The sequence below is a fragment of the Nonomuraea sp. NBC_00507 genome, from assembly GCF_036013525.1.
Classification (GTDB): Bacteria; Actinomycetota; Actinomycetes; order Streptosporangiales; family Streptosporangiaceae; genus Nonomuraea.
This window is the reverse complement of the sequence record NZ_CP107853.1, coordinates 8,500,196-8,521,648: the sequence shown is the minus strand read 5'-3', so window position 1 is coordinate 8,521,648 and position 21,453 is coordinate 8,500,196. Positions and strand designations below refer to the sequence as shown.

Annotated in this window: 21 protein-coding genes and 1 riboswitch; of the genes, 11 read left to right on the top strand and 10 right to left on the bottom strand. The window is 67.0% G+C overall.

The features are described from left to right. Positions 1-85: 85 nt before the first annotated feature. Genes OHA25_RS41065 through OHA25_RS41050 form a run of 4 tightly spaced genes read right to left on the bottom strand, consistent with a single transcriptional unit; the run spans position 86 to position 3,445 of the window. The gene (locus OHA25_RS41065; RefSeq protein WP_327582300.1) at positions 86-1,255 is read right to left on the bottom strand and encodes an aminotransferase class V-fold PLP-dependent enzyme; all 1,170 of its coding nucleotides are present in this window, start codon (positions 1,253-1,255) and stop codon (positions 86-88) included. Further along, on the bottom strand, positions 1,252-1,989 hold the full coding sequence (locus tag OHA25_RS41060; RefSeq protein ID WP_327582299.1) for an amino acid ABC transporter ATP-binding protein: 738 nt from the start codon (positions 1,987-1,989) through the stop codon (positions 1,252-1,254). The genes OHA25_RS41065 and OHA25_RS41060 overlap by 4 nt, the downstream gene beginning before the upstream one ends. Beyond that, a complete protein-coding gene (locus OHA25_RS41055) occupies positions 1,986-2,633 on the bottom strand; it encodes an amino acid ABC transporter permease (protein WP_327582298.1) in 648 nt (215 codons plus the stop codon). Before OHA25_RS41055 ends, OHA25_RS41060 begins: the two co-directional genes overlap by 4 nt. Further along, positions 2,633-3,445, bottom strand: coding sequence for a transporter substrate-binding domain-containing protein (locus OHA25_RS41050; RefSeq protein WP_327582297.1), 813 nt, complete (start codon positions 3,443-3,445; stop codon positions 2,633-2,635). Before OHA25_RS41050 ends, OHA25_RS41055 begins: the two co-directional genes overlap by 1 nt. A gap of 341 nt (positions 3,446-3,786) precedes the next feature. On the opposite strand from OHA25_RS41050, the gene OHA25_RS41045 reads away from it, so the two are divergent. Then, positions 3,787-4,029: a hypothetical protein gene (locus OHA25_RS41045; RefSeq protein WP_327582296.1), complete on the top strand. Its 243-nt coding sequence runs from the start codon at positions 3,787-3,789 to the stop codon at positions 4,027-4,029. Between the two features lie 356 nt (positions 4,030-4,385). Here OHA25_RS41045 and OHA25_RS41040 read toward each other — a convergent pair whose 3' ends face one another. Further along, entirely contained in the window at positions 4,386-5,768 is a 1,383-nt protein-coding gene (locus OHA25_RS41040; protein WP_327582295.1) for a YibE/F family protein, read from the bottom strand. Between the two features lie 586 nt (positions 5,769-6,354). Here OHA25_RS41040 and OHA25_RS41035 point away from each other — a divergent pair. Next, a complete protein-coding gene (locus OHA25_RS41035; protein WP_327582294.1) occupies positions 6,355-6,879 on the top strand; it encodes a universal stress protein in 525 nt (174 codons plus the stop codon). On the opposite strand, the gene OHA25_RS61625 is transcribed toward OHA25_RS41035, so the two are convergent. Continuing rightward, complete coding sequence (locus tag OHA25_RS61625) at positions 6,794-7,324, bottom strand: prolipoprotein diacylglyceryl transferase family protein (protein WP_442942229.1); 531 nt, start codon at positions 7,322-7,324, stop codon at positions 6,794-6,796. The genes OHA25_RS41035 and OHA25_RS61625 overlap by 86 nt on opposite strands. A 975-nt stretch (positions 7,325-8,299) precedes the next feature. Between OHA25_RS61625 and OHA25_RS41030 the strand changes: the two genes are divergently transcribed. Both OHA25_RS41030 and OHA25_RS41025 read left to right on the top strand, forming a co-directional pair. Then, entirely contained in the window at positions 8,300-8,671 is a 372-nt protein-coding gene (locus OHA25_RS41030; RefSeq protein ID WP_327591117.1) for a BlaI/MecI/CopY family transcriptional regulator, read from the top strand. After that, on the top strand, positions 8,668-9,621 hold the full coding sequence (locus tag OHA25_RS41025; protein WP_327582293.1) for a M56 family metallopeptidase: 954 nt from the start codon (positions 8,668-8,670) through the stop codon (positions 9,619-9,621). The genes OHA25_RS41030 and OHA25_RS41025 overlap by 4 nt, the downstream gene beginning before the upstream one ends. A gap of 268 nt (positions 9,622-9,889) precedes the next feature. On the opposite strand, the gene OHA25_RS41020 is transcribed toward OHA25_RS41025, so the two are convergent. The 4 genes from OHA25_RS41020 to OHA25_RS41005 form a co-directional block, all read right to left on the bottom strand. After that, on the bottom strand, positions 9,890-10,453 hold the full coding sequence (locus OHA25_RS41020) for a M15 family metallopeptidase (RefSeq protein WP_327582292.1): 564 nt from the start codon (positions 10,451-10,453) through the stop codon (positions 9,890-9,892). A gap of 595 nt (positions 10,454-11,048) precedes the next feature. After that, complete coding sequence (locus OHA25_RS41015; RefSeq protein WP_327582291.1) at positions 11,049-11,828, bottom strand: glycoside hydrolase family 25 protein; 780 nt, start codon at positions 11,826-11,828, stop codon at positions 11,049-11,051. A 12-nt stretch (positions 11,829-11,840) separates the two neighbouring features. Then, positions 11,841-11,987, bottom strand: a riboswitch (cyclic di-AMP (ydaO/yuaA leader). Between the two features lie 718 nt (positions 11,988-12,705). Then, positions 12,706-12,954, bottom strand: a complete 249-nt coding sequence (locus tag OHA25_RS41010) for a HoxN/HupN/NixA family nickel/cobalt transporter (protein WP_327582290.1) — start codon at positions 12,952-12,954, stop codon at positions 12,706-12,708. Between the two features lie 38 nt (positions 12,955-12,992). Beyond that, positions 12,993-15,716: a hypothetical protein gene (locus tag OHA25_RS41005; protein ID WP_327582289.1), complete on the bottom strand. Its 2,724-nt coding sequence runs from the start codon at positions 15,714-15,716 to the stop codon at positions 12,993-12,995. 485 nt (positions 15,717-16,201) lie between these two features. On the opposite strand from OHA25_RS41005, the gene OHA25_RS41000 reads away from it, so the two are divergent. From OHA25_RS41000 to OHA25_RS40970, 7 genes are all read left to right on the top strand, one after another. Beyond that, a complete protein-coding gene (locus OHA25_RS41000) occupies positions 16,202-16,375 on the top strand; it encodes a hypothetical protein (protein WP_327582288.1) in 174 nt (57 codons plus the stop codon). Between the two features lie 242 nt (positions 16,376-16,617). Continuing rightward, complete coding sequence (locus OHA25_RS40995; RefSeq protein ID WP_327582287.1) at positions 16,618-16,926, top strand: hypothetical protein; 309 nt, start codon at positions 16,618-16,620, stop codon at positions 16,924-16,926. 275 nt (positions 16,927-17,201) lie between these two features. Then, positions 17,202-17,615 carry a VOC family protein gene (locus OHA25_RS40990; protein WP_327582286.1) on the top strand — a complete coding sequence of 138 codons (414 nt, stop codon included), beginning with the start codon at positions 17,202-17,204 and terminating at the stop codon, positions 17,613-17,615. Further along, entirely contained in the window at positions 17,609-18,313 is a 705-nt protein-coding gene (locus OHA25_RS40985; protein ID WP_327582285.1) for a TVP38/TMEM64 family protein, read from the top strand. The genes OHA25_RS40990 and OHA25_RS40985 overlap by 7 nt, the downstream gene beginning before the upstream one ends. A 255-nt stretch (positions 18,314-18,568) precedes the next feature. Then, positions 18,569-19,462 carry a YncE family protein gene (locus OHA25_RS40980; RefSeq protein ID WP_327582284.1) on the top strand — a complete coding sequence of 298 codons (894 nt, stop codon included), beginning with the start codon at positions 18,569-18,571 and terminating at the stop codon, positions 19,460-19,462. A gap of 659 nt (positions 19,463-20,121) precedes the next feature. After that, positions 20,122-20,979, top strand: a complete 858-nt coding sequence (locus tag OHA25_RS40975) for an alpha/beta fold hydrolase (protein ID WP_327591116.1) — start codon at positions 20,122-20,124, stop codon at positions 20,977-20,979. Continuing rightward, a complete protein-coding gene (locus OHA25_RS40970; protein ID WP_327582283.1) occupies positions 20,972-21,409 on the top strand; it encodes a hypothetical protein in 438 nt (145 codons plus the stop codon). Before OHA25_RS40975 ends, OHA25_RS40970 begins: the two co-directional genes overlap by 8 nt. Positions 21,410-21,453 lie beyond the last annotated feature (44 nt).

Sequence of the window (21,453 nt, the reverse complement as noted above, 5' to 3'; positions counted from 1 at the left end):
GGCGGCTTCCATTGGGTTCCGCCGCAGGGCGGGCACCTACTTCTTTGCCGCGTATTCTAACTAGTTTGAATAGTATAGTAATGATTCAGTCGGCCTCCAGCGCAGCGCATATCCGAGCGACTTCCTCCGGTGTGTTGTAGTAGTGGACAGATGCGCGGACCAGGTCCCCCAGGCCACGGGCGGTCATGTCGAGCAGTGTTGAAGGGGGGCGTGAGACGTTGACGTTGATCGAGAGGGCGGACAGCCTCGCCTTGATCGCGTCGGCGGGCACGCCGTCGAGGGTGAAGGTGACGATGCCGCATCGCTCCGCACCCTGGTCGTGGACGCGGCAGCCGGGGATCTCGGCCAACCGTTCGCGTAGCAGGGCGGCCAGGGCGTAGACACGGTCGCGGATGTCCGGCAGCCCCCAGCCGAGACCCTCGTCGATGGCCGCGCCGAGGCCGAGCCGGGCGGCCACGCCGTACTCCCAGTTCTCGAACCGGCGCGCGCCCGGCTGGAGCTCGTAGCGCCCAGGGGCCGCCCAGCGGGCGCCGTGGAGGTCGAGGAACGGCGGATCGAGGCTGTCGAGCACGCCGGGCCGTACGTACAGCAGCCCTGTGCCGCGCGGGGCGCGCAGATACTTGCGGCCGGTGGTGGACAGGAGGTCGCAGCCCAGCTCGGTGACGTCCATCGGGAGCTGGCCCACGGACTGACACGCGTCCAGCAGGAACAGGGCGCCCGCCTCCTTCGCCGCCTTGCCCACCTCGGCGGCCGGGTTGACCAGGCCGCCGTTGGTGGGGACATGAGTGAGCGAGACCAGGCGGACACGGTCGTCGAGCATGTCGCGTAGCGCGTCCACGGAAATCTGGCCGAGCCCGTCGTCGGGCACCACGTCCACCCGCACGCCGCGGCGCTCGGCGGTCTGCAGGTAGGCGATGAAGTTGCTGGCGTACTCGACGCTGCTGGTGAGGATGCGGTCGCCCGGCTGGAAGGGGATGGCGTAGAAGGCCAGGTCCCAGGCGCGAGTGGCGCTGTCGACCAGGGCGATCTCGTCTGGGGAGCAGTTCAGCAGGCGGGCGGCCGAGCCGTACACGGCCTGCAGCCGGTCGGCCGCGCGGGCTGCGGCCTCGTATCCGCCTATCTCCGCCTCTAGCTGAAGATGGCCGATGACCGTGTCCAGTACTCCGCGGGACGGCAGCGCCGCGCCCGCGCTGTTGAAATGGGTGACGTGTCGGACGCCAGGGGTGAGGGCGCGAGCCCGCTCGACGTCGATCACGAGGCCACCAGCCTGAGGAAGGAGCGGACCCTCGGATGGTCCGGCGCGGTGAAGAAGCTGGACGGTGGCCCCTGTTCGATCACTTTCCCGCCGTCCATGAACACGACCCGGTCCGCCACGTCCCTGGCGAACGCGATCTCGTGCGTGACCACCACCATCGTCATCCCTTCCCGCGCGAGTTCGCGCATCACCTGGAGCACTTCCGCGTGCAACTCGGGGTCGAGCGCGGACGTGGGCTCATCGAAGAAGATCACCTCGGGCTCCATGGCCAGCGCCCTGGCGATGGCGACCCGCTGCTTCTGCCCGCCCGACAGCTTGGCCGGATGGCAGTCGCACTTGTCCGCCAGGCCGACCCTATCCAGCAGTCGTCGCCCCAGCTCGGCCGCCTGCTCGCGCGGCAGGCGTCGTACGGACACGGGGCCTTCCATGACGTTCTGCAGCGCCGTCAGGTGCGGAAACAGGTTGAACTGCTGGAAGACCATTGCGGTACGGCGGCGCAGCTCACGTACTCGCCTGGCCGGATGCCGCCTGCCGCATTCCAGCTCGGCGTCGCACACGCTGAGGGTGCCCTGCTCCGGCTCTTCCAGCAGGTTCATGCAGCGGATCAGCGTCGTCTTGCCCGAGCCGGAAGGCCCCATGACCACGACCACCTCCCCGCGCTCCACCTCCAGGTCGACGCCCTTGAGGACCTCCAGCTCTCCGAAGCGCTTGCACAGCCCGCGGACTCTGATCATGCGTAGGCCCTCCCCATCCGCTTCTCCAGCGCCTGCTGCCCGAGCTGCAGCAGGGTGTTGACCAGCCAGTAGAGGAGCCCGACCAGCAGCAGCGCCTCCATGTACCGGAACGTCGAGGTGCCAATGCCCTCGGCCACCCGGGTCAGTTCCACCACGGTCACCGCGGAGGCGAGCGAGGTGTCCTTCATCAGCGCCACGAACCTGCCGCCCACCGCGGGGGTGGCGATCCTGATCGCCTGCGGGAGGACGATCCTTCTCAGGGTCCTCCAGTACGGCATCGCCATCGAGGCCGCCGCCTCCCACTGCCCGCGGTCCACGCCCAGCACCCCGGCGCGGAAGTTCTCGCTCAGGTAGGCGGCGGAGAACAGGGTGAACGCGATGATCGCGGACGGGATGGGCGGGATCTCCAGCCCCAGCTGCGGCAGCCCGAAGTAGACGATCATGATCTGGATGAGCAGCGGCGTCCCCCTGAACACCGACACGTAGGCTGCTGCCAGTGCGCGCAGCACCCTGCTGCCCGAGATGCGCGCCAGCATGACCAGCGCGCCCAGGACGCTGCCGAGCACGAACGAGACCACGCCCAACACGACCGTGACGCCCAGTCCGGTCAGCAGGTCGGGGAGGAAACCAACGAGCAGGTCCATCACAGCCCCTTCAGTTCCTCTGACATGTCCAGGCCGCCGAGCCACTTCTTGGAGATGGCCGACAGCGTGCCGTCAGTGATCATGTCGCCCAGCGCCGTGTCCACGGCCTGCTTGAACGCGGTAGAGCCTTTGGCGAAGGAGATGCCGTTGACCTCTGACTCCAGCAGCGGGCCCGTGGGCTTGACCACCAGGCCGTTCTTCTCAGCGAGGAACGCGCCCTGGAAGCGGGAGACCAGCGCCGCGTCGGCGCGGCCCGTACCGACCTCTGTCAGGCCAAGCGTGGCATTGTCGTAGGTCTTGATCTCGGCGTCGGGGATCGACTTCTTGGCGAAGGCGGCCTGGGTGGTTCCCGCGGTGACCGCGATGGTCTTGCCCTTGAGGTCGGCCACGCCGCCGATGGCCGAGTCGTTGGCCACGAAGATCGAGATCCCGTTGACCTCGTACGGCCGGGAGAAGTCGACCTGCTTCTTGCGCTCCTCGGTGATGGTCTGGCCGGAGATGACGGCGTCGAAGCGACCTGCTTGAACGCCCGCGATGAAACTCTGGAAGTTGGAGGGGACGAACTCGACCCGGCTGATGCCGAGCCGTCTGGCCAGCTCATGGGCCACGTCCACGTCGTATCCCGCGGGTTTGCCGTTCTCGAGGAAGTTCCAGGGCGGGTTGGCCTGGGTCTGCGCGACCCGGATCACACCCGCGGACTTGACGCGCTGCAGGAGGTCGGCGTCTTCCTGGTCGGACCCGCAGCCGGCGGCGAGGGAGAGGGCCAGGGTAAGAGCGATGAGGAGAGGTGTTCGACGTGACGGTGTCGCCATGGCAGCGCCTTTCGTCCGCGGTCGGCACCGGCCCCCGAAGCGGCCGGTTTGTACCGTCCAGCGGCTCTCATGCCACTCTCATACCACGGGGGGGTACCTGTCTTTCTGGGCCTACCGTCCCTCTTGTCCTCTGGTTAGTCAAGTACCCGGAGGGGGTAACTTTTGGACTGTCCCGAAATGAAAAGAATGTCGATCTACGAGTCCCCATAGTTAGATCGCCGGGCTGCAGGTGGATGCCTCCCTGAGTGTCAGAGCGCCGGTTCCACGGCGGGCGCTCGGTGCGCCATGCTCATTCCTGCTATTTCTGATAGTGGTGCTGATCTGACCCTAGGTGGCTGGACATGTCGTCGAACTCCGTGACGCAGTCGCGCAGAGACCGCATCGCGCTCATGTGCCAGAAGGCGCAACAGCCGGAGCGTCGCCGTCGGCTGATTGCCATCGGACTCTCCACCGCGTTCGCGGCAGGAGCGGTGGGAGCACTGTCATGGGGCATCGTGGCGAGTAGGGGCGCTGATGCCGCCGCCGCCAAGCTCGCCATGGAGGGGGCGCTGCCGCCGTGGCCCTTGACCGTGCAGCGGGACTGAGCATCGCAGGTGAAGAGGGTGCGACCAAGCACTTTCACTCCCACCTGACTGCACACCTACGATGAGGAAACGTCCAAGGTTGAGCTGATGGACAAAGCGCAGATCGCCCTCGTGTACGGGCCGGCCGACTGCAAGTTCACCCCGACGGCGACCTATAACTGGTCGAAGTCCGGTGTCTGACGAGCAGCAGACGTGACAGGCGTGAGACCTGTGTCCGCCGTCGCTGCCCTAGCCTCTGCTTTCCGCCTGCTATTCGTCCCTGGCAGAGACCACGGCGACACGGCCTGAAGCGCTGGTTCATCCAGCTTGATGGCTGGATTCATATGAAGTACGGCCGGTGGAGGGCTGTTGGCCCATTAAGTGCTCCCTCGGCGGTGGCGTGCGGGGCGCTTATGCGCCGGCTCCTGGCGCGTGTTTTTCTCGTGAGGGGGCTGAGACGCGAAGAAGCTGTCGTCTGTGTCGGTTAACCGGGTGAAGTAATCGTCGTCCGCGTCGTTGGGCGGATGAAAAAAGCCGTCGGCGGCGTCGCTGCGCGGGGTGACGAGTTGCTCTCGCATGTCGCCGTGGGCAGGCGGCTTCTGATGGCGGATCTGGCGCGAGGCCGACAGGGCCGCGAGGGCGGTGGTGATGGGGACGGCCGAGATGAGGCCGAGCGTGCCGGCGACGCTGCGGACGATCTCCTGCGCGATGACCGGCGTCGTCAGCACGTCGCCCAGGGGCTGGGACCCGATGCTGAAAAGCAGCAGCAACGGCAGCGATGCCCCCGCGTACGCCAGGATGATCGTGTTGATGACCGATGCGATGTGCGCCCGGCCGATCCGGCTGGCCGCCGTGTAAAGGCGGGCGAACCCATACGAGGGGTTGGCCTGCGACAGCTCGGCCACCGTCACCGCCTGCGTGACCGTCACGTCGTCGAGCACCCCGAGGGCGCCGATGATGATCCCGGCCAGCAGCAGCCCCTGTGTGTCGATCGGCAGACTCATGCCCACGACCACGGAGGCGTCGTCGGTGACGCCGTTGAGCTGGGCGAGCCCCAGCGCCCCGTACGACAGCACGGCGGTCAGCGCCAGGCTCGCGAGCGTGCCGAGCACGGCCATCGACGTGGATGGAGAGAAGCCGTGTGTGAGGTAGAGGACGATCAGCATGATCGCGGCCGCCCCGACGAGGGCGACCAGCATGGGCGGCTTGCCCTCGAGGATGCCGGGGATGACGAACGTCAGCAGCAGCCCGAACGTGATCGCCAGCCCCACGAGCGCGGTGACGCCGCGCCGGCGGCCGAAGGCGATCACCGCCAGCGCGAACGCCCCTGCAAACACCCACAGCGGCATGGTCCGATCATGGTCGGAGATCTGATACGCGCCGTCCGCATCCCGGATCAGGATCACGTCCTCGCCTGGCGCGAAGCGTTGCGACCCGGGGGCGCTTGGCAGGCGCAGCGCGACGTCCTTGCCCACGTCCGGGCCATCGCCGACCTTGACGGTGGCGTTCCCACAGGTCGCCGGGTCGGGCTTGGGCGCGCCCTCACCGGCGGCGGGGCAGGGTTTGAGTGTGACGCTGGTGACCGTTCCGGTGAGCCGCTGGACCCCGGCCTGCGACGGGGCGGCGTCCGGCCCGGCCGGCCAGAGCCACAGCAGGCCGGCCAGTGTGACGATCGCCAGCGGCACCAGCACGGCCAGGGTGGCGACGAGCGTGCGCTGCGAGCTGGGGACGGTGGTGCCGTGCGCGTGATTGGCGCCCATCGACGTGAAGGTCCTCCTCGACCGACGGCAAAGGACAGTAGTGCAGGCCGTGAGAGAACATGCCTCCGGCTATCTGAGATGGCACCGCATCTCAGCCTGTTGGGCGCTCAGGGACGCCAACCAGTCTGGTCTTTCGTGCATGCTCCATCAGACAGCGGCACCCAGCAGACGACCTGGCCACGACAGTCGCCGATGCCCTCGACCGCAGATACTACGGGATCTCGTACTTTACACATCGGATGCCATGAACGGTGAACCCGGCTCGATGCGGTGGCGTACCTCATGGCAGCGGAGGTCTTCCCAGGAAAAAGCACGCATTCAAGGACGCCTGAAGTCGTTCCTGAAACTTTCTACACAAGGATGCACCGTCGCCGCCGAGCCCATGGCTACATCATGCAGTCCGACTCAGGATAAGCTACTATGGTTAATAGTTCATTGAGTTGACTGGCAAGCGGACTGAACTTCTGGGACGCATCGCTCATCATGTTCAACCGCTGCCATGCCGGCCTGCTGCGCGGAGGGGCGCGCTCCATCCCGCGTCCGGGCTGGCAGTAGCATGTGTGTATTGAGGCAGATGGTGGCCTGTATGGACGCGAACGGCGACTGCCCACATTCCATAAACAACGCAGGACCACGCGTACTGGTCGCTCTGGACGGCTCGCTGGCGAGCCTGGCCGCCCTGCGCTACGCGGTGGATGAGGCCCGGCGACGCGAGGCATGCCTGCATGCGATCCGCGTGCTCCCCGGCGCCGGCGCTTTGCCCGGCCTCGACGACGGAGACGAGTTCTTCTCTCTCCTGCGGAAGGGAGCATGGATCTCCTTCCGGGAAGCGCTGGGCTATGTTCCGACCGATGTCGAGGTGAGCGTGCTGGTCGCCCGCGGTGAACCCGGTCCCGCACTGGTCGATCTCGCCGACCGAGAGGACGACCTTCTCGTGCTGGGCAGGGGCGATGTGGGCTTGTTGGGCCGATGGCGTGGTACGGCCACGAGTTGTTACTGTGTCGCTCATGGCAGGTGTCCGGTACTCATCGTGCCGCTGCCAGCGCATCTGCGGTCTCTATACCGTTCCAGAGTCCGTCGGCGTGACCTGGACCGCTTGCTCCACGGCTGACCACCACCTGGGCCCTGGGAGGGAGATCGTCCCCGCACGACGGCATCGTAGACGGCCGCACCCCGGCCCACGACCATTCTGACCTGGCCCCATGTCGGAAACGGCCAGCACGGAAGCGCAGCAGGCCCTGGCGGATGAGGGTATAGAGCGCGAGGACGATGACGAACAGCGCCCCGCGAACGGGCTCGATCACCGCGAGCACTGCCACGACGCCCAAGTCGGTCATCAATGCCAGAGCCGACTCCAGCAATTGGGTCGGCACGCGGCGCATGCGCACGCTTCGGTCGGAGCACCAGACGCGCCAGCGTGAGCGAGCGGCCCGACCGGCGCAGCAGCTGGTGAAGTAGCAGCCCAGTCTGCCGATGCCCATGCCGAACAGCAGGGCCGGCGCCGTGGAGTCGAAGAAGCCGCCGATGTCGGCACCACGCCATGCCCGGCACGGCAGCCGCGGCGAGGATCACCCCGGCCACGAGCTCTGCACGGTCCAGCCCTCGGCGATCCGCTGGACGATCCACCCCCGGCGTTTACCTTCCTTCCTGCGCAGCACCAGGTACCACAGCTTGCCGCCGACCTCGCCGGCCAGATCGAGGCGAGCGACACTGTCAGCGGCCCGCCCACGTTCACTCCGAGCCGGGCGACCAGCAGGGACTGGACCGCCAGCACGACGATCATGCTCAGCAGGGCGAACACCATCCAGGCTCCCGGGAAGGCTCGGAGCGCGGGAAAAGGGGATCAGGTGAGCGCGGACCGGCTCAGCGCGCGTTTCTGCATGCGCATGACCCCCGCCCGGGAAACCGGTCGGAGGAGGAGAAGACGATCCACGCGCTCGCCTGCAGTGGTCCCGTCGCCGTCACCTCCGAGGTCGCGATGAATCCCCGGAGAATGGGACGTCACCGCGAAAGCGGTCGGGGGCAGGCGTCTGCCCATGTACGCGGCGGACTGGTCGTGGCTGCGCGGCCAGGTTGCCGTCCGGACAGCCGCAGCGTCACCGGTTCCGTCGCGGTCGGCTCGAACCAATGGGTGACGACCGACACCGGTGGCAGGTACGGCTCGACGCCTGTGGGGTGGTGGCAGTTGGTGGCGGCGACTTTCCCGACCCGGGGGTGGGGTGGCGACGTCCATCCGAGGTGGCGGGGCGGAGGGGATGCGGGACAGAGGAGTCCTCGCCGCGGGTACGGAGCCTCTCGTCTGCCCGGCGAGCAGAGCGCCCCCGGTCGGCTTTCGCTGGGGAATGGCGCGGCTACGCGTGTGCGTCCTTCTTCTTTCCTGCAGCCCAAACTATATAGGATAGTAACGGTTGCCTAGGCGTGTCTGCTGGGGGCGTTCAGCGGTCTTGGGTCCATGAAGGCCCTTCACTGCACTCTGGCCTACGATCGTGGGTAGCATTGAAGAAACCGCATGTGAGGAGGGCGATCGCGTGGTGCGTGCCTTGGGCGACCTGGAATCCGCGATCATGGATCGCTTGTGGTCCTATCATCGGCCCGCGTCGGTTCGAGACGTACTGGAGGATCTCCGTCGCGACCGGCAGATCGCCTACACGACCGTCATGACGGTGATGGACAAGCTCTACAAGAAGGGCCTGCTGAAGCGGCAGCCGCAGGGCAAGGCCTACCTCTACGAACCTGTGATCAGCGAGGAAGCCTACGCGGCCCAGCAGATGCGCGAGACGCTGGCCCGGAGCGGCAACCAGGCCGCCACATTGGTGCACTTCCTGGAGCGGCTGACTCCGGAAGAGTCGACGGCGCTGGCGGCGGCGCTGCAGGTGTTCCCGCCGCGGGGCCTTCACTCATGATCGCCGCAGTCCTCGCGGTGTACGCGGTTCTCGCGACGACGCTGCTGCCCCGGGCACTGATCCGGGCGCGGTGGTCCGACCGTGCCCCCCGGTTGGGGATCTCCCTGTGGCTGGCCGCGTGCGCATCCGCCATCGCCTCGGCGATCCTGGCGGCCGTGGCCACCGCCGTGCCCGCCGATACGATCGGGCACGGGATGGCCAGCGTCATCGAGGCCTGCTTCGCCATGCTCGACAACGGGTTCGACCCGGCAGCGATGCCCATCGGCAGCTGGCTCGCCCTCCTCGTCGGAGCCCTGATCGTGGTCTGGGCCGCCTCCGGCGTCGGAACGGTGCTAGTCACCGCGCGTCGGGAACGCAGGCGGCACGCCGAGATGCTGCGTCTCCTCGGCCGCCGCTACAGCGAGCTGGACGCGATCGTGCTGGACTACGACGAACCGCTGGTCTACTGCCTGCCCGGCCGCCAGGCCGAGATGGTGATCACTACCGCGGCGTTGCGGTCGCTGACCCCCGAACATGTCGCCGCGGTCCTCGCCCACGAACAGGCTCACCTTCGTGGAAGGCACCACCTGCTACTGGCTGTGGCCGAGGGTCTGAGCCGCGCTTTTCCTGGCCTGCCGCTGTTCGCCAAGGCCAAGAAGGAGATCGTCCGCCTGGTCGAACTGCGCGCCGACGATGTGGCGGCCTGCCATCACCCGCGCATCCACATCGCCGCCGCCCTGGTGAGCCTGGCCACCGGCCGCGCGCCCGTCTTCACGCTCGGCGCCGGCGGAGAGACAGCACTGGCCCGGATTCGCCGCATGCTCCATCCGGCCGTCCCCTTGCGCCGCCGCGAGAAACTCGCCGGCGTGGCCGCCGTGGGCGTGCTGCTGGCCGGCCCTGCGGCGGTTGCCCTTCTTCCCGGGCTGAGTGCGCTCATCGCGCACCATTGCCACAATCTCTTCCTGCTCTGAACAACGGTCGGGCCCCCACCGCTACCAGGATGCGGCCGGCACTCAGCCCTTCGGGCGCGAGCGCGCACTAACCGGGGCCGCCGGTTTACCGGTGCTGGTAGATACGTTCGATGGCGCAACTTCGCGGTACAACTTCCGGAGCGTGCGCGGACGGTGAGACGTCAGAACGTTCCTCGTCGTGCACGGTCTCCGCGGTGGCGCTTCAACAGACGCTGGCCTTGTCGGTCGTGACCTCCTGCCCGGCTCTCGCCGCAGGCGGTTTCAGGTCCTATCCGCCACCCTTGGAGAAGTGCTGGTAGTCCTTGGCGCTGGACCAGTAGCCGCCCCATTCCCAGCCCACCTGGGCGAGCGCCTTGACCACCTTGTCGCCCGGATTGATCACACCTATACCCTTCAGCGGGCGGTTGGTGAAGTTCTTGGCATTTTGGTGCGCCGTGCCGCCAGTAGCCGTGACATAAGGGTTCTCGCGGGGATTGATGTCTAGCGCCTCCCCGTACGCGTGCTTGGACCACCTGCTGGACCCGGTCGCCCGGCGACAGTTGAAGGCCGAGGTGTTGTCGGCGTCGACCGAGGCGAAGTCGTCCGCCTTGTAGGCGTCTACCAGCTTCATCTGCTTGATGGGCCAGCGCCACCCGTACAGCTTCCTGAACACCGTCACGATGTCGTCGGTCACCGTCTCGCGCACGACCAGCTCGCCCGTGTGCGGCTTGCCGTCGAACCCCCAGTAGGACAACGTGATGAGCCGCAGGTCCCGATAGTGGACCGGGCAGCCGGGCCGCCACGAGTAGGGCAGCCGGTCACGGGAGACGTTCGAGACTTTGGCCTTGAACACGGGCGGTGCAGTCGGACTCGGCGCGGGCGTCGGTGAATCGGGCTTCTCGTTTGCGGGAACAGACGTCCTGGCACACGAGCTGGCGCCGCGTCCGGCTCCGCCGCGCCGCATGAAACAGACGCGAACACCACGAGCGCCATGGCTGCAGCACGCTTCATCCTTCCACCATATGCGATGTTTCGGCAGGTCAGATGGGATGTAAGCTCTCGGACTTGTCGCCGTACCGGATCGCCACGGCCGCCTTGCGGTAGCGGTGGGGCAGTGGTCAAGAGCCGCGATGTAGCCGTGGGCCTGGGATCGAGGAGAGATCCGCGACAGCTCGGCGTGAGCATAGGCAAGACTCGCGAAGTCACGCGATTACGGCGCAGGAGGAGATCGCCAGGACGACACCGGCCAGGGCGATGGTCCATCCGAGGGTGAGGTCCGCCCTTGACACTACCTAAGCGACTTAGTCGTTTTGGGCGTCGGGGAGCGCGCCGGAATCCGCCGTCAAGCGGAGGGAATTCGGTAGAGGTTGGAAGGGCGCGAACTGCCTCCCGACCTCTACCGAGCCACATCCTTGAGGGACCGACTGATGCTGTATCCGTCTCCTCCGTCAGACAGCGGAGCGGCCCAGCTTGCGCAACTGGTCAGGGGTCAGCGCGGAGACGTTCTGGTCGATGGGGGAGTCGGTGTACTGGTGGATCGCCCAGGACTTCCAGTCGGCAGGCGGGGCAAGCTGGCCCTTGGGCTTGCTGTAGTGGGCGACCCAGAGCGGGTATTCGGCCAGGCCCTTGCCGTAGGTGTTGGCGAAGTTCCAGCCGCTGTAGAGCATCGGGGTGACCCCGGTCTTGGCCTTCACGTGCGACAGCCATGCCTTGGCCCAGGAGTTGACCTCGGCGACGGACTGGCCGTCGGTGGTCTCCAGGTCCAGGACCAGCAGGTCGCCGGCCTTGGCGGGCTGGGAGTTCACCATGGACAGGAAGTGCTCCGCCTCGGCGATGGGGTCGTTGGAGGGGTGGCCGTAGTGGTAGGCCCCGCGCACGATGCCCTTCTTGGCCAGTTCGCTCCAGTGGCGGGTGAACGAGGCGTCGCGGAAGGTCACGCCCTCGGTGGCCTTGATGATGCCGAACTGGGCCGGGCTGGCGTTCCAGTCGTAGTCGGGCTGGTACCTGGAGACATCCACGCCGTAGGCGAGCGATCCGGTTTCCGGCTGAGCTTCGTGGACCGCGCTGTGCTGGGTGGTGGACGAAGCGACCGCCTGGCCGGCTACGCCTGTGATGGCGGTGGTTCCGGCCAGGATCGCACCGCCGATGGCGAGGCTGAAGCGCTTGCTGGGGAGATCGAGATGGTTCTTGAGAGTATGGGCGATCGTGGCAAGCCGAGGCTTGGGCATGAGGGCATTGACTCCTTGCTTCCATGCCGCCTACCGGGTTAGCTGACGGGTTCGGGCCTGGAAGTGCCCTACGGGCGCAGCCTGAGCTGGCGTCCGATTCACCCCGAAAAGAGGATGGGTCCCCGGTTCCGCGAGGCGCGGATTCGGCGGCCGGGCGCTGCCCTGAAGATCTCCAGGACTGCGCACGGTCCGGTCAACGAAGCGGCAACGATGCGACGAGAAGCTCGCCAAGACGTGTGTCGCGATTACGCAAAAGGTACATATATCCCAAAGAGGGTGCAAGCGGAGCAAATTCATTCTCGGCGTATCGGCCTCAGAGCAGGCCTGAAATGCCGTGCCAGCAGCGGGTTTGGGAGTGGGTAAAGTTTGCCTGGCCGCTTCCGCTCTCGGCTCCCGTTGCGTACGAGAAGGCGAATCGACCCCGCCTTTTCCGATTGCGCGGTGCGAGGATCAACCGATGGGGCTGGTGGCGCTCAGGACGCTGTTGTGGCTGAACCTGACGGGACCAGTAACCGTGACGTAGGTCCTTTAGGGATTGCTGCCGCGAGCCCTGCTGGCCACCATAGTCACTCGGCTCGGATGGCTTTCGCTTGGGAGACCTCGGTTGAGAGCGGAACGAATGGCGCGCCTTGGAAATCTCGGTTTGGCCTGCCGAGGGACGGCAACGCATCGCGCGGGTCCGGGGCTGTCTGTTAACGCCCATTGCAGCCTTCTTGAGCAGTACTTGCGCCGTCGACGCGCGCATCGCTCGTACTCAGTTTCTCTTCGACATCATTGTTGAGGCGATGCTGCTTACCGCCACGTCGCTCGCAAGTGGGGGCCGCGTAGCGCTGCTCCAGCTTGGCGAGCTTCCAGTAGGCGACGCTGCCGAGCCATGTCAGCAGAAGGTGCCGACGATGACGTAGCCGATGGCATTGAGGTCCACGGCGGCGAGAGTTGCCCAGGGCTGACGGTCGGCGACGTTGAGCTGTTCGGCAAGGACGTCGAGAAGCTCGACGGTGCCGACCGCGAATGCGACGAAGATTGACAGGCCGGTGGTCGAGAGGTTGTAGTAGATCTTCCGAAGCGGGTTACTAAACGCCGTGCAGGAGGCCAGCAACATCACCAACGTGGCGATCGCGCTCATGACCCGCCCGGCTGACCCGCATGAAACCTGCTTTGTGGTCAGTCCAGGTCCTCCCACCCCCAGGGGAGAGCAGGGATTCCGTCGGGTTCCCGTCCGAACGCAAAACGCTCCCGGTAATCGCCGATGCCCATGAACTCATCAAACCTTCCGGCGGCAGGAAGGCGTTCGGCCAGCACGGTGACCTGTTCGGTGGCACCGACTTGCCGCAGCGCTTCCAGCAGGTCGGCCACTTCCCAACTCGGCGGCCTCGCGCCGTAGGGGTGGTCGAGACGGACGTGGGCGGCTGGGTTGCGGGTCAGCAGGATAGCGACCTGCTCCTCCGTCCCCAACTCCCGCAGCGTGTCTAGTAGGCCGGCCACCGGGGCCGGCCAGTCTAAGGCGGCGTGGGAGGCGGCTCGTCCGGCCAGCACGGTGACCTGCTCGGTGGCACCCGCTTCCCACAGCGCGTCCAGTAGCGAGGTCACCGAGCCCGGGTGGTCGAGGGAGGCGTGAGCGGCTGTGTTGCGGGCCAGCAGCATGGCGACCTGGTCCGTAGCCCCCATTCTCCGCAGTTCCTTCAACACCCAGGCCACCAGGAATGGGTCGTCGTGGGAGGCGGCTCGTCCGGCCAGCACGGTGACCTGCTCGGTGGCACCCGCTTCCCACAGCGCTTCCAGTAGCCAGATCACCGAGCCGTAGGGGTGGTCCAGGGAGGCGTGAGCGGCTGGGTTGCGGGCCAGCAGCATAGCGACCTGGTCCGTAGCCCCCGCCCTCCGCAGCGCCTCCAACAGACTGGCCACCGAGCCTGAGTCGTTGAGAGAGGCGTGGGCGGCTGGGTTGCGGGCCAGGAGCATGGCGACCTGTTCCTCGGCCTCTATGTCAAGGAGCACGTTCAACAGGACGGTCACCGGTTTGGGGTCGTCGAGTGGAGCCCGGGTGGCTGGGCTCTGGGCCAGCAACATGGCAATCTGCTCCTCGGCCCACACCCCCCACAGCGCGCTCAACAGCCGGGCCACCGAGTGTGTGTCGTGGAGGGGGCCATGTGCGACAGCTCGTCCGGCCAGCAGGGCGACCTGCTCCTCGGCCCCCACTCTCTGCAGCGATTCCAACAGGTAGGCCACCAGGTCTGGGTCGTCGAGGCAGGCGTGGGCGGCTGGGTTGCGGGCCAGCAGCATGGCGACCTGCTCTCTGGCACCCATGTTCCACAGCTTGTCCAGTAGTTCGGCCACTGGGTACGGCCATTCGATGGCGACGTGCGCGGCGGCTCGTCCGGCCAGCATGGCGACCTGCTCCTCGGCCCCTGCCTCTCGCAGCGTGTTCGGCAGCACAGCTACATCGAGCTGGTCATCGAGGACAGCGCGCGCGGCGGCTCGTCGAGCCAGCACCGCGGCCTGCTCCTCGGCCTCCATGTCTAGCAGCGCTTCCAACAGGTCGGCCACCGAGCCTGAGCCGTCGAGGGAGGCGTGGGTGGCGGCCCAATGGGCGGGACGGAGGTTAGCCGGACGCAGAAGGCTCAGGTGGCGGGCAAGGGCGTCCGCGGCTATGGGGTAGCCGCAGGCCGCGGCGTGTTTGAACAGCTGGGCGGCGTCGCGGAGCAGGCCGCGGGCTTGGGCAGCGTCGGCGAGGGTGGTCAGGTCGGCGGGGTGGGCGTGAGCGGCGGCTTTCCAAAAGTCGATGGGGGGGATCTGATCGGCGCGGTGGCTGCGGCCATGCTGGTCGAGGTAGTCGGCCAGCCGATACAGCGGTCCGGACGCCGTCTGCCTCCGCGACTGGGGATCGGTGCGGAGGTGGCGCTGGTTGCGGGGGGCGCCGGGCTTGACGGGGGTCAGGATGCCGGGGATGCCGTTGCAGGGGGTGGCTGTGTAGTCCAGGGCCTGTTGTAGCCAGTCATCGCTGGCCTGGAGCCATTGGGTGTCGGTGAGGTAGCCGGGCGCGGCGTCGGCCAGCAGCGTCAGTGGCAGGTGTGGGCCGGCGCCTAGGCGGCGGGCGTCCATGGCGGCGTGGATCACCGCCCTGGTGGTGGGCGGGGCTTGGGCGTAACGGGCTAGCAGGACCGGTACCCCGGCAAGGTATTGGGTGATCTGGCCGTCCTCGGCGTGCTTGACAGCCTCGTCCAGGCGGCCGTCCTGGTCGGCGTGATCGGCCAGCGCGTTGAGGTCGGCACGGGTGAACGCGTCGGGAACCTTGATGTCGTGCCCTTTCAGCAGCTCCCGAGCCTGTGCGTGTGGGTCGAACTGTCCGGCATCCGGGCCGGTGGTCAGCTTGTCCCATTCCTGGGGCCATAGGGTGGCCAGCACCAGCACCGGGCCTCGCCTCGGCTCGCGTAGCAGCTCGCGCAGCCCCGCGGCGACCTGCTCGCCCACCTTCTCCGGGACCAGGTAGAACTGGGCCTCGTTCAGCCACACCACCGTGTAGGGCGCAAGGTCGTGTACCTCGGCCAGGGCCGCGCCGGGACGGGTGGGGTCGATGGGATGCCACACCCGCCACGGCTCGGGGCGCTCGCGCAGCAGGTCGAGGGCTTCCCAGCAGGCGCGAGTCTTGCCGGTGGAGGATCCGCCCACCAGCACCGCGATCTCACTGGCGCCGGCCACGGCCCGCAGCACCACATCCTGCAGGCGCCGGTCGTGCTCGCGGGGCACGTAGGCGGGAAGCGGGGGCAGCTCGGCGTGCGAGATGTCGATGGCGCGATGCACCTCGAATTGGAACGGGTCGTGCACCTCGCTCAGCGGCCGTCCCGGCTGGGTCCGCTCCAGGATCGCCTCGACGTGAACTCGCTCCGCCACTGCAGCAGCTCGTCCAGACCGGCCCGCATCGGCCAAGGCCGCAGGAGCTGGGCGGGTCCGGTCGGCGGCCATTAGCCGACCCCACTCACGCGCCAACAAAGCAGGCTCGTCCGCCCACTTGGCCAAGGCCGCGCCGACCTGAACCAGCCGATCCAGATCACGGGGCTCCGCGGCACCGGTCGCCCACCCGTTCACTGTCGAATACGGCACACCCGAGACCTTCGCGAGCTCCTTCTGCGTCACCCGACCCGGGCTGTGGACGCGGGCCTGGTCCCACAGCCGGGCCAGCTCCGCCAGAACCTGGGAGGTCGACCCCTCCGGCCGGAATACCGCCACGCCGCCCCCGCCTCCTCACCTGCCAGGAACCGTCATCCGGATCCGGGACGGACCGGTCCGGATCCCCGCTCACCGGCAGCGTAGCCCCGCAGATCCGGACTCATCCGGCATACCTTCAACCTCGTCGCCATCCCCGATGTCATGCCGCCATGACCAACACCAACACTCCGGCGCCCCACAGTGTCCCGCCCTCGCCGGGACGCCGCTTGGCCGGCGTCTGCCGGTTCCGCCGCACCATCGGTATCGCCTTCGCCCGTGGCGCCGCCCATGCCACCGGCGCCGGCCTAGTCGGCCTGCTGTTCTGGTGGATCACTCACCGCTAGGCCGCGCATCATCACCGAGTGGTCTGCGCGCCTACTGCGGTGTGCAGACCACTTCGCGCATTCGTGCACTTGACTTCGGAATCTGACATCGCTCGCGAGCTCCGGTGTGCAGTCTCCCTAAAGAATCTTTCTCTCGTGCTGAATACCCCTATGGGGTATTGCGTCTTAGAGCGGCTTCAGGGCGTGCAGGACTGTGGATCGCAGTCCGGCACGCCGACCTTCCACGTCAACGGGAGCCTGCGATGAGGAAGATGCCACTAGCGATCTGGGCGATGGTGCTCGGCGCCTTCGCGATGGGCGCCGACGAGTTCATCGTCGCTGGAGTCGTGCGAGAGATAGCCGACGCCCTGGGTTTCGAAGACGCACCGGCGGCTACCCACCCGAAGTCTGCCCGATCACACACGAGACACTCGGTTATCTCATTAGGGACCTCAGGAGCCGAGCATGGCTGGCGAATGCCGGTTGGCGCCTTGGTGCTCTCGATCGCCACGATTTTCTCCCTCTCCGTCCTCTGGCATCCCGAGGAAAGCCCGATCTACTACATGCAATAGCGGACCATGAGAACCGACGACCGCGGGCGGAGACATGGACGACCAGCTTGTCGCCTATGCTGCGAGTGCGATGGCGAGCCCTGTCTGGTGAAGGCGTCGCGGCAGTGGGCGGGGCGGAACCAGTACGTGATGCCGTCGCGTTCGACCAAATCGCCGCCGGGGACACCGACCGTGGGGGGCCTACCGGAATTCCGGCGTGTCGCAAAGGGTACCCGTATCGGTTCGTGTCTCCGTCAGCACAACGCCTCTGTAAACACCAACAAGGAGATCTGACCATGACGACCGCGCCGACTGAACTGGTCGGCGTCCGCTACTCCATCGACGATGTGCGGGCAGCTGTCGACTTCTGCACCACCCACCTCGGCTTCACCGTCGCCTTGGCCGCCGCTGCCTTCGCCGACGTCAGGCGCGGCCTGCTGCGACTGTTGCTGTCCGGGCCGACCACCTCCGGCGCCGGCGCCACACCCGATGACGCCGCCACCACCGGCCGCAACCGGATCCACCTCATCGTCGACGACCTTGATGCCAAGATCGACCGGCTCAGCACCGCTGGACTGTCCTTCCGAAGCGACCGGGTGTCCGGCCCCGGCGGGCACCGGGTCCTGCTCACAGACGCCGCCGGCAACCTGATCGAACTGTTCCACCCCGCCTCCTGCCCCGCGTACCGCCGACAGCACATCGCATGCTGATGCGCCGCCGTGTGCCACGGCTCCGTGATCGGAGGCTGATCGGCGCCGTGGTGCTCCTCGCGGCGTTCGTGGCGATCGCGCTGCTCGTCCCGAATCCGAACGTCGAACAGATTCGCGACTGGGCACGGGCGGCCGGTCCGTGGTTGCCACTCATGTTCTTCCTTGCCTATGCGCTGGGGACCATCGCCCTCCCGCGGACCCCGTTCACCCTCAGCGCCGGACTCCTGTTCGGGCCGGTCACCGGTATCGCCATCGCGATCTCTGCCACCACAGTAAGCGCGGCGTTGGCCTTTCTGCTTGTGCGTGCGATCGGTCGCGACGCGATAGCCGCGCGGTTGACCCACCCGGCGGTCGCGGCGGTCAACCGCCGCCTCGCCCGTCGTGGCTGGCTCGCCGTCGGGTCGCTCCGGCTGATCGGGCCGGTTCCGTTCCCGGTGGTCAACTTCTGCGCCGGCGTATCGTCGATCCGGTTCGTGCCCTACTTGATCGCCACGGCCGTCGGTGTGCTTCCCGGCACGATCGCCGTGGTCGTTCTCGGCGACGCACTCACCGGACGTATCGATCCGGCGCTGGTCGTTGTCTCCGTTATAGGTGTTGTGATCGGATTGGCTGGCCTGCTGGTCGACGCTCGTCTCGGCATCGAGGAGCCGGACGCCAAGGAGGGGTCGGATCCGGTCGAGTCAAGCTCCCATCTTTGACCTGCGTACCTGGTGTCTTACTACCTGCGGCGTGCGGCGACGAGCACGGCCGAGCGCTGCAGCCGCAGGTTCGCGCAACGGGCTGCCGACGATCGAGCGTCGCGAGCGCCGGATCTCGTGTGAGGCGACATGGGAATCAGGCTTCGGGCGATAGTCCGTTCGGCGGGCGCGGCCATGGTGCTCACCCTGCTGACAGCGTGCGCCACGAGCACATCCTCCAACGTGAGTCCCAGCTCGCCGGCCCCCACGACTACCGTGAGCGACACCACTCGGAAATCGCCGGCGGAGTATCGAGTCTTCGCGGCGGTGGAGGATGCCGCCGAGGTCGTTGTGCTGTCCACTCCGGAGTGGTCTGTGAAGCGGCGGATCCGCGTGTCGGCGGGGCCGCACAATCTCGTCTCCAGCGTGGACGGACGATATGTCGCGGTGACGAGCCCGCCCTCCGACGAAGTGGTCATCCTCCGAAGTGATGACGCTGGCCTGGTCGCACGAACTCGTGTCGGCGGCTCGCCGCACGACGCCGCCTTCACTCCTGACGGCGCACTACTGTGGACAACGGCCGAGCAGGGAAGACAACTCGTCGCTCTCTCGATGCCCGAGGGCAGAGTGGTCCGCCGGGTTCCGACCGGCGGTCGTCCACATGATCTGGATGTCTCCCCAGACGGACAGCAGCTCTGGCTCACGATCAACGGGTCGGCCCAGCTTCAGGTCAGATCGGCGCGCGACGGCCGATTGATCGCGCGGCCCGATGTCGGAGGTGCTCCGCACGACATCGCGTTCACACCTGACGGCCGGGAGGTCTGGCTTAGCAACTGGTTGTCCTCGCGCCTCACCGTGGTTACCGCGTCGACGCGGCGAGTGGCCGGAACAATGATGGCAGGCGAGGAGCCCCATCACTTCGCCATGGACCAGCGAGTGCTCTGGGTGTCCGACAACGGCTCAGGCACGCTGCACCGGGTGGATCCGCAGGGCAGAAAGTCCATCGGCACCGTTCGGGTCGGCTCGGCGCCTCACCATGTCGCGACACTCGACGGCATCACGGCGGTCGCTGTGCACGGTGCCGGCACCGTCGTGGTTTTCGATGGAGCGAAGCGCTCGGTCGCGGTAGGTCCTGGCCCGCACGGCATCACGCTCATACGCCTGCGTTGAGCGGCTGATCAAGTCGGCGATCAAGGAGAGCTGGAGACAGATCGGGGGCAGCCTGGTCCCCTTTGCCCTGGGCGTCAAGTGTCTCGTCTCGGCCCATTCGCGCCCATAACGACGGAGAGGACACCTCCCCTGCTGTTGCCTCCGGACTCATCTCGGCCGCCGGAGTGACCCGTTGCCAACGGCGCCGACAACATCTCCGTCCACACCCCGGTGCTCCGTACCACGGCACCGGCCCCACGATCCTCACGATCGGCGTGTTCGCCATTGGAGTCGCCCTGTGGTGCCTGGCCGGCTCCTGGCTCGGCTCGCACAAGAAGATCATCGAGATCGTCAAACGCTACGGCCAAGGGCTCGTACCCGTCGGCGGCCAGTTGCCGGCTCGCCGAGATCTTCTGACGACAGGAGCCGAGCCGGAGATGGCTGCAGAGCGTGAGATGGGCAGTCAGATGGCTCCCCGGAAACTGGCCGCCGGCAGGACACAGATTGGCCGCCAACACCTTTCGGAGTTGGCAAGTAGGCACCGATCTTGCGGTTGGACAAGGCGTCATCATCTGAAGCCTGGAGCTGCGGAGTGGCCAAGGCGGTCACCAGGGGGGCATGTATAGTCAAACGCGCGATAAGTTGTACATATGTGTTCGACTTGGAGGGGGGTGGGCGAGATGGATGCAGGGGAAGAGCCGCCACTGAGGGTTTATGAGACCCATGTGGATACCGAGGGGGCTCGCTTGCACTACGCACGAGCCGGAAGTGGCCCGCCCGTCCTGCTGCTGCCCGGCAGCGGCGGGTGGAAGCTCACATTCCAGGCGATGCTCGGCGTCCTCGCGCAGCAGTACACCGTCTACGCACTGGACCCGCCGGGACAAGGCTCCACGGAGATCCTCGACCGCGTCTCCCCGTTCGGCATTGACGCGATCGCCCGGTGCATCCACGACTTTCTCGACTCGGTGAATGTACAACGGCCGATGATCGTCGGGCACTCCTGGGGCGGGGGTTTCGCACTACGGCTCGCTGAGCTGCACCCCGGTCGGGTGGCCCGCCTGGTGCTGATCGCGCCAGCCGGGTCGAATGCCAGGGACCCGTGGGAGTTCCGCCTGGCGCGGCTTCCGCTGGTCGGTGAGCTCGCCGTTCGTTGGGCGCTGGCGGGGTCGGCACGGCACCTGTTGCGCAAGTCCTTCGTCAACCGAGATCGCGTGCCGGAGGATCGGCTGGATGACTTCTTGCAGATGATGAGGTCGGCGCGTAACCGGGCGACCCTGCTCGCGGACATGCTGCGCGTGGAGCGCTCGGTGCGGTGGTCGGACACCGAACGAGATCTGGGCCTTGTCGACGTACCGGTCTTGCTGCTGTGGGGTAGCCAGGACCGCCTCTTCCCTGTCCGATTCATCGAAGGATTCACTGCGCGGTTGCCGAGCGTAGAAGCACACGTTGTGCCAGGTGGCGGGCACTCCTTGCACGATGACTGTCCGGACAAGGCCTTCGCGCTGCTGCTTCCGTTCCTGGCGGCGGATCGTGCGTAGTGATCTGGTACTGGGCACGGACACCACGATCGTGCTGTTGCTGGCTGGGCTGATCTTCCTGGCAGCCTTGGCGCTGGGCGTGTGGAAATACCAGCAGATGATGCGCTCTGAGGAGCACGTGGCGCATCCCTACGTGGACACCGCTCACCGGGCCGCATTGCTGTATTCGTTCGCGACGCTGCTGATCGCCGTGTTCGTGGAGCTGAGCGGCTGGTCGCCGATGGTGGATCTGGTCGCGGCCGGCGTCGTGGTCGTGTTCTTCGTGGCAGCGATCGCGACCTACGTCTACCACGGCTGGCGCCGAGATACCGACAATCAACTTCGCCAGCCGGTCCGCGGAACAACTCTCTTCATGGCCGGACTGATCCTGGGGGAGATCGGCGGCGTTACCGTCCTCCTGGCCGGATTTGTCAAGGCGCAACTGCTGTGAAGCACCCAGCCGAACGCGGCGCGGCCAAAACCAAAGATCTTCAT

Coding starts and splice junctions, on each gene's coding strand:
- OHA25_RS41015 (WP_327582291.1), bottom strand. CDS start 11,828: ATGCCCAAGCCTCGGCTTGCCACGATCGCCCATACTCTCAAGAACCAT.
- OHA25_RS40985 (WP_327582285.1), top strand. CDS start 17,609: ATGCTGATGCGCCGCCGTGTGCCACGGCTCCGTGATCGGAGGCTGATC.
- OHA25_RS40975 (WP_327591116.1), top strand. CDS start 20,122: ATGGATGCAGGGGAAGAGCCGCCACTGAGGGTTTATGAGACCCATGTG.
- OHA25_RS41050 (WP_327582297.1), bottom strand. CDS start 3,445: ATGGCGACACCGTCACGTCGAACACCTCTCCTCATCGCTCTTACCCTG.
- OHA25_RS41000 (WP_327582288.1), top strand. CDS start 16,202: ATGACCAACACCAACACTCCGGCGCCCCACAGTGTCCCGCCCTCGCCG.
- OHA25_RS41045 (WP_327582296.1), top strand. CDS start 3,787: ATGTCGTCGAACTCCGTGACGCAGTCGCGCAGAGACCGCATCGCGCTC.
- OHA25_RS41025 (WP_327582293.1), top strand. CDS start 8,668: ATGATCGCCGCAGTCCTCGCGGTGTACGCGGTTCTCGCGACGACGCTG.
- OHA25_RS41040 (WP_327582295.1), bottom strand. CDS start 5,768: ATGGGCGCCAATCACGCGCACGGCACCACCGTCCCCAGCTCGCAGCGC.
- OHA25_RS41010 (WP_327582290.1), bottom strand. CDS start 12,954: ATGAGCGCGATCGCCACGTTGGTGATGTTGCTGGCCTCCTGCACGGCG.
- OHA25_RS41055 (WP_327582298.1), bottom strand. CDS start 2,633: ATGGACCTGCTCGTTGGTTTCCTCCCCGACCTGCTGACCGGACTGGGC.
- OHA25_RS40995 (WP_327582287.1), top strand. CDS start 16,618: ATGAGGAAGATGCCACTAGCGATCTGGGCGATGGTGCTCGGCGCCTTC.
- OHA25_RS40990 (WP_327582286.1), top strand. CDS start 17,202: ATGACGACCGCGCCGACTGAACTGGTCGGCGTCCGCTACTCCATCGAC.
- OHA25_RS41060 (WP_327582299.1), bottom strand. CDS start 1,989: ATGATCAGAGTCCGCGGGCTGTGCAAGCGCTTCGGAGAGCTGGAGGTC.
- OHA25_RS41035 (WP_327582294.1), top strand. CDS start 6,355: ATGGACGCGAACGGCGACTGCCCACATTCCATAAACAACGCAGGACCA.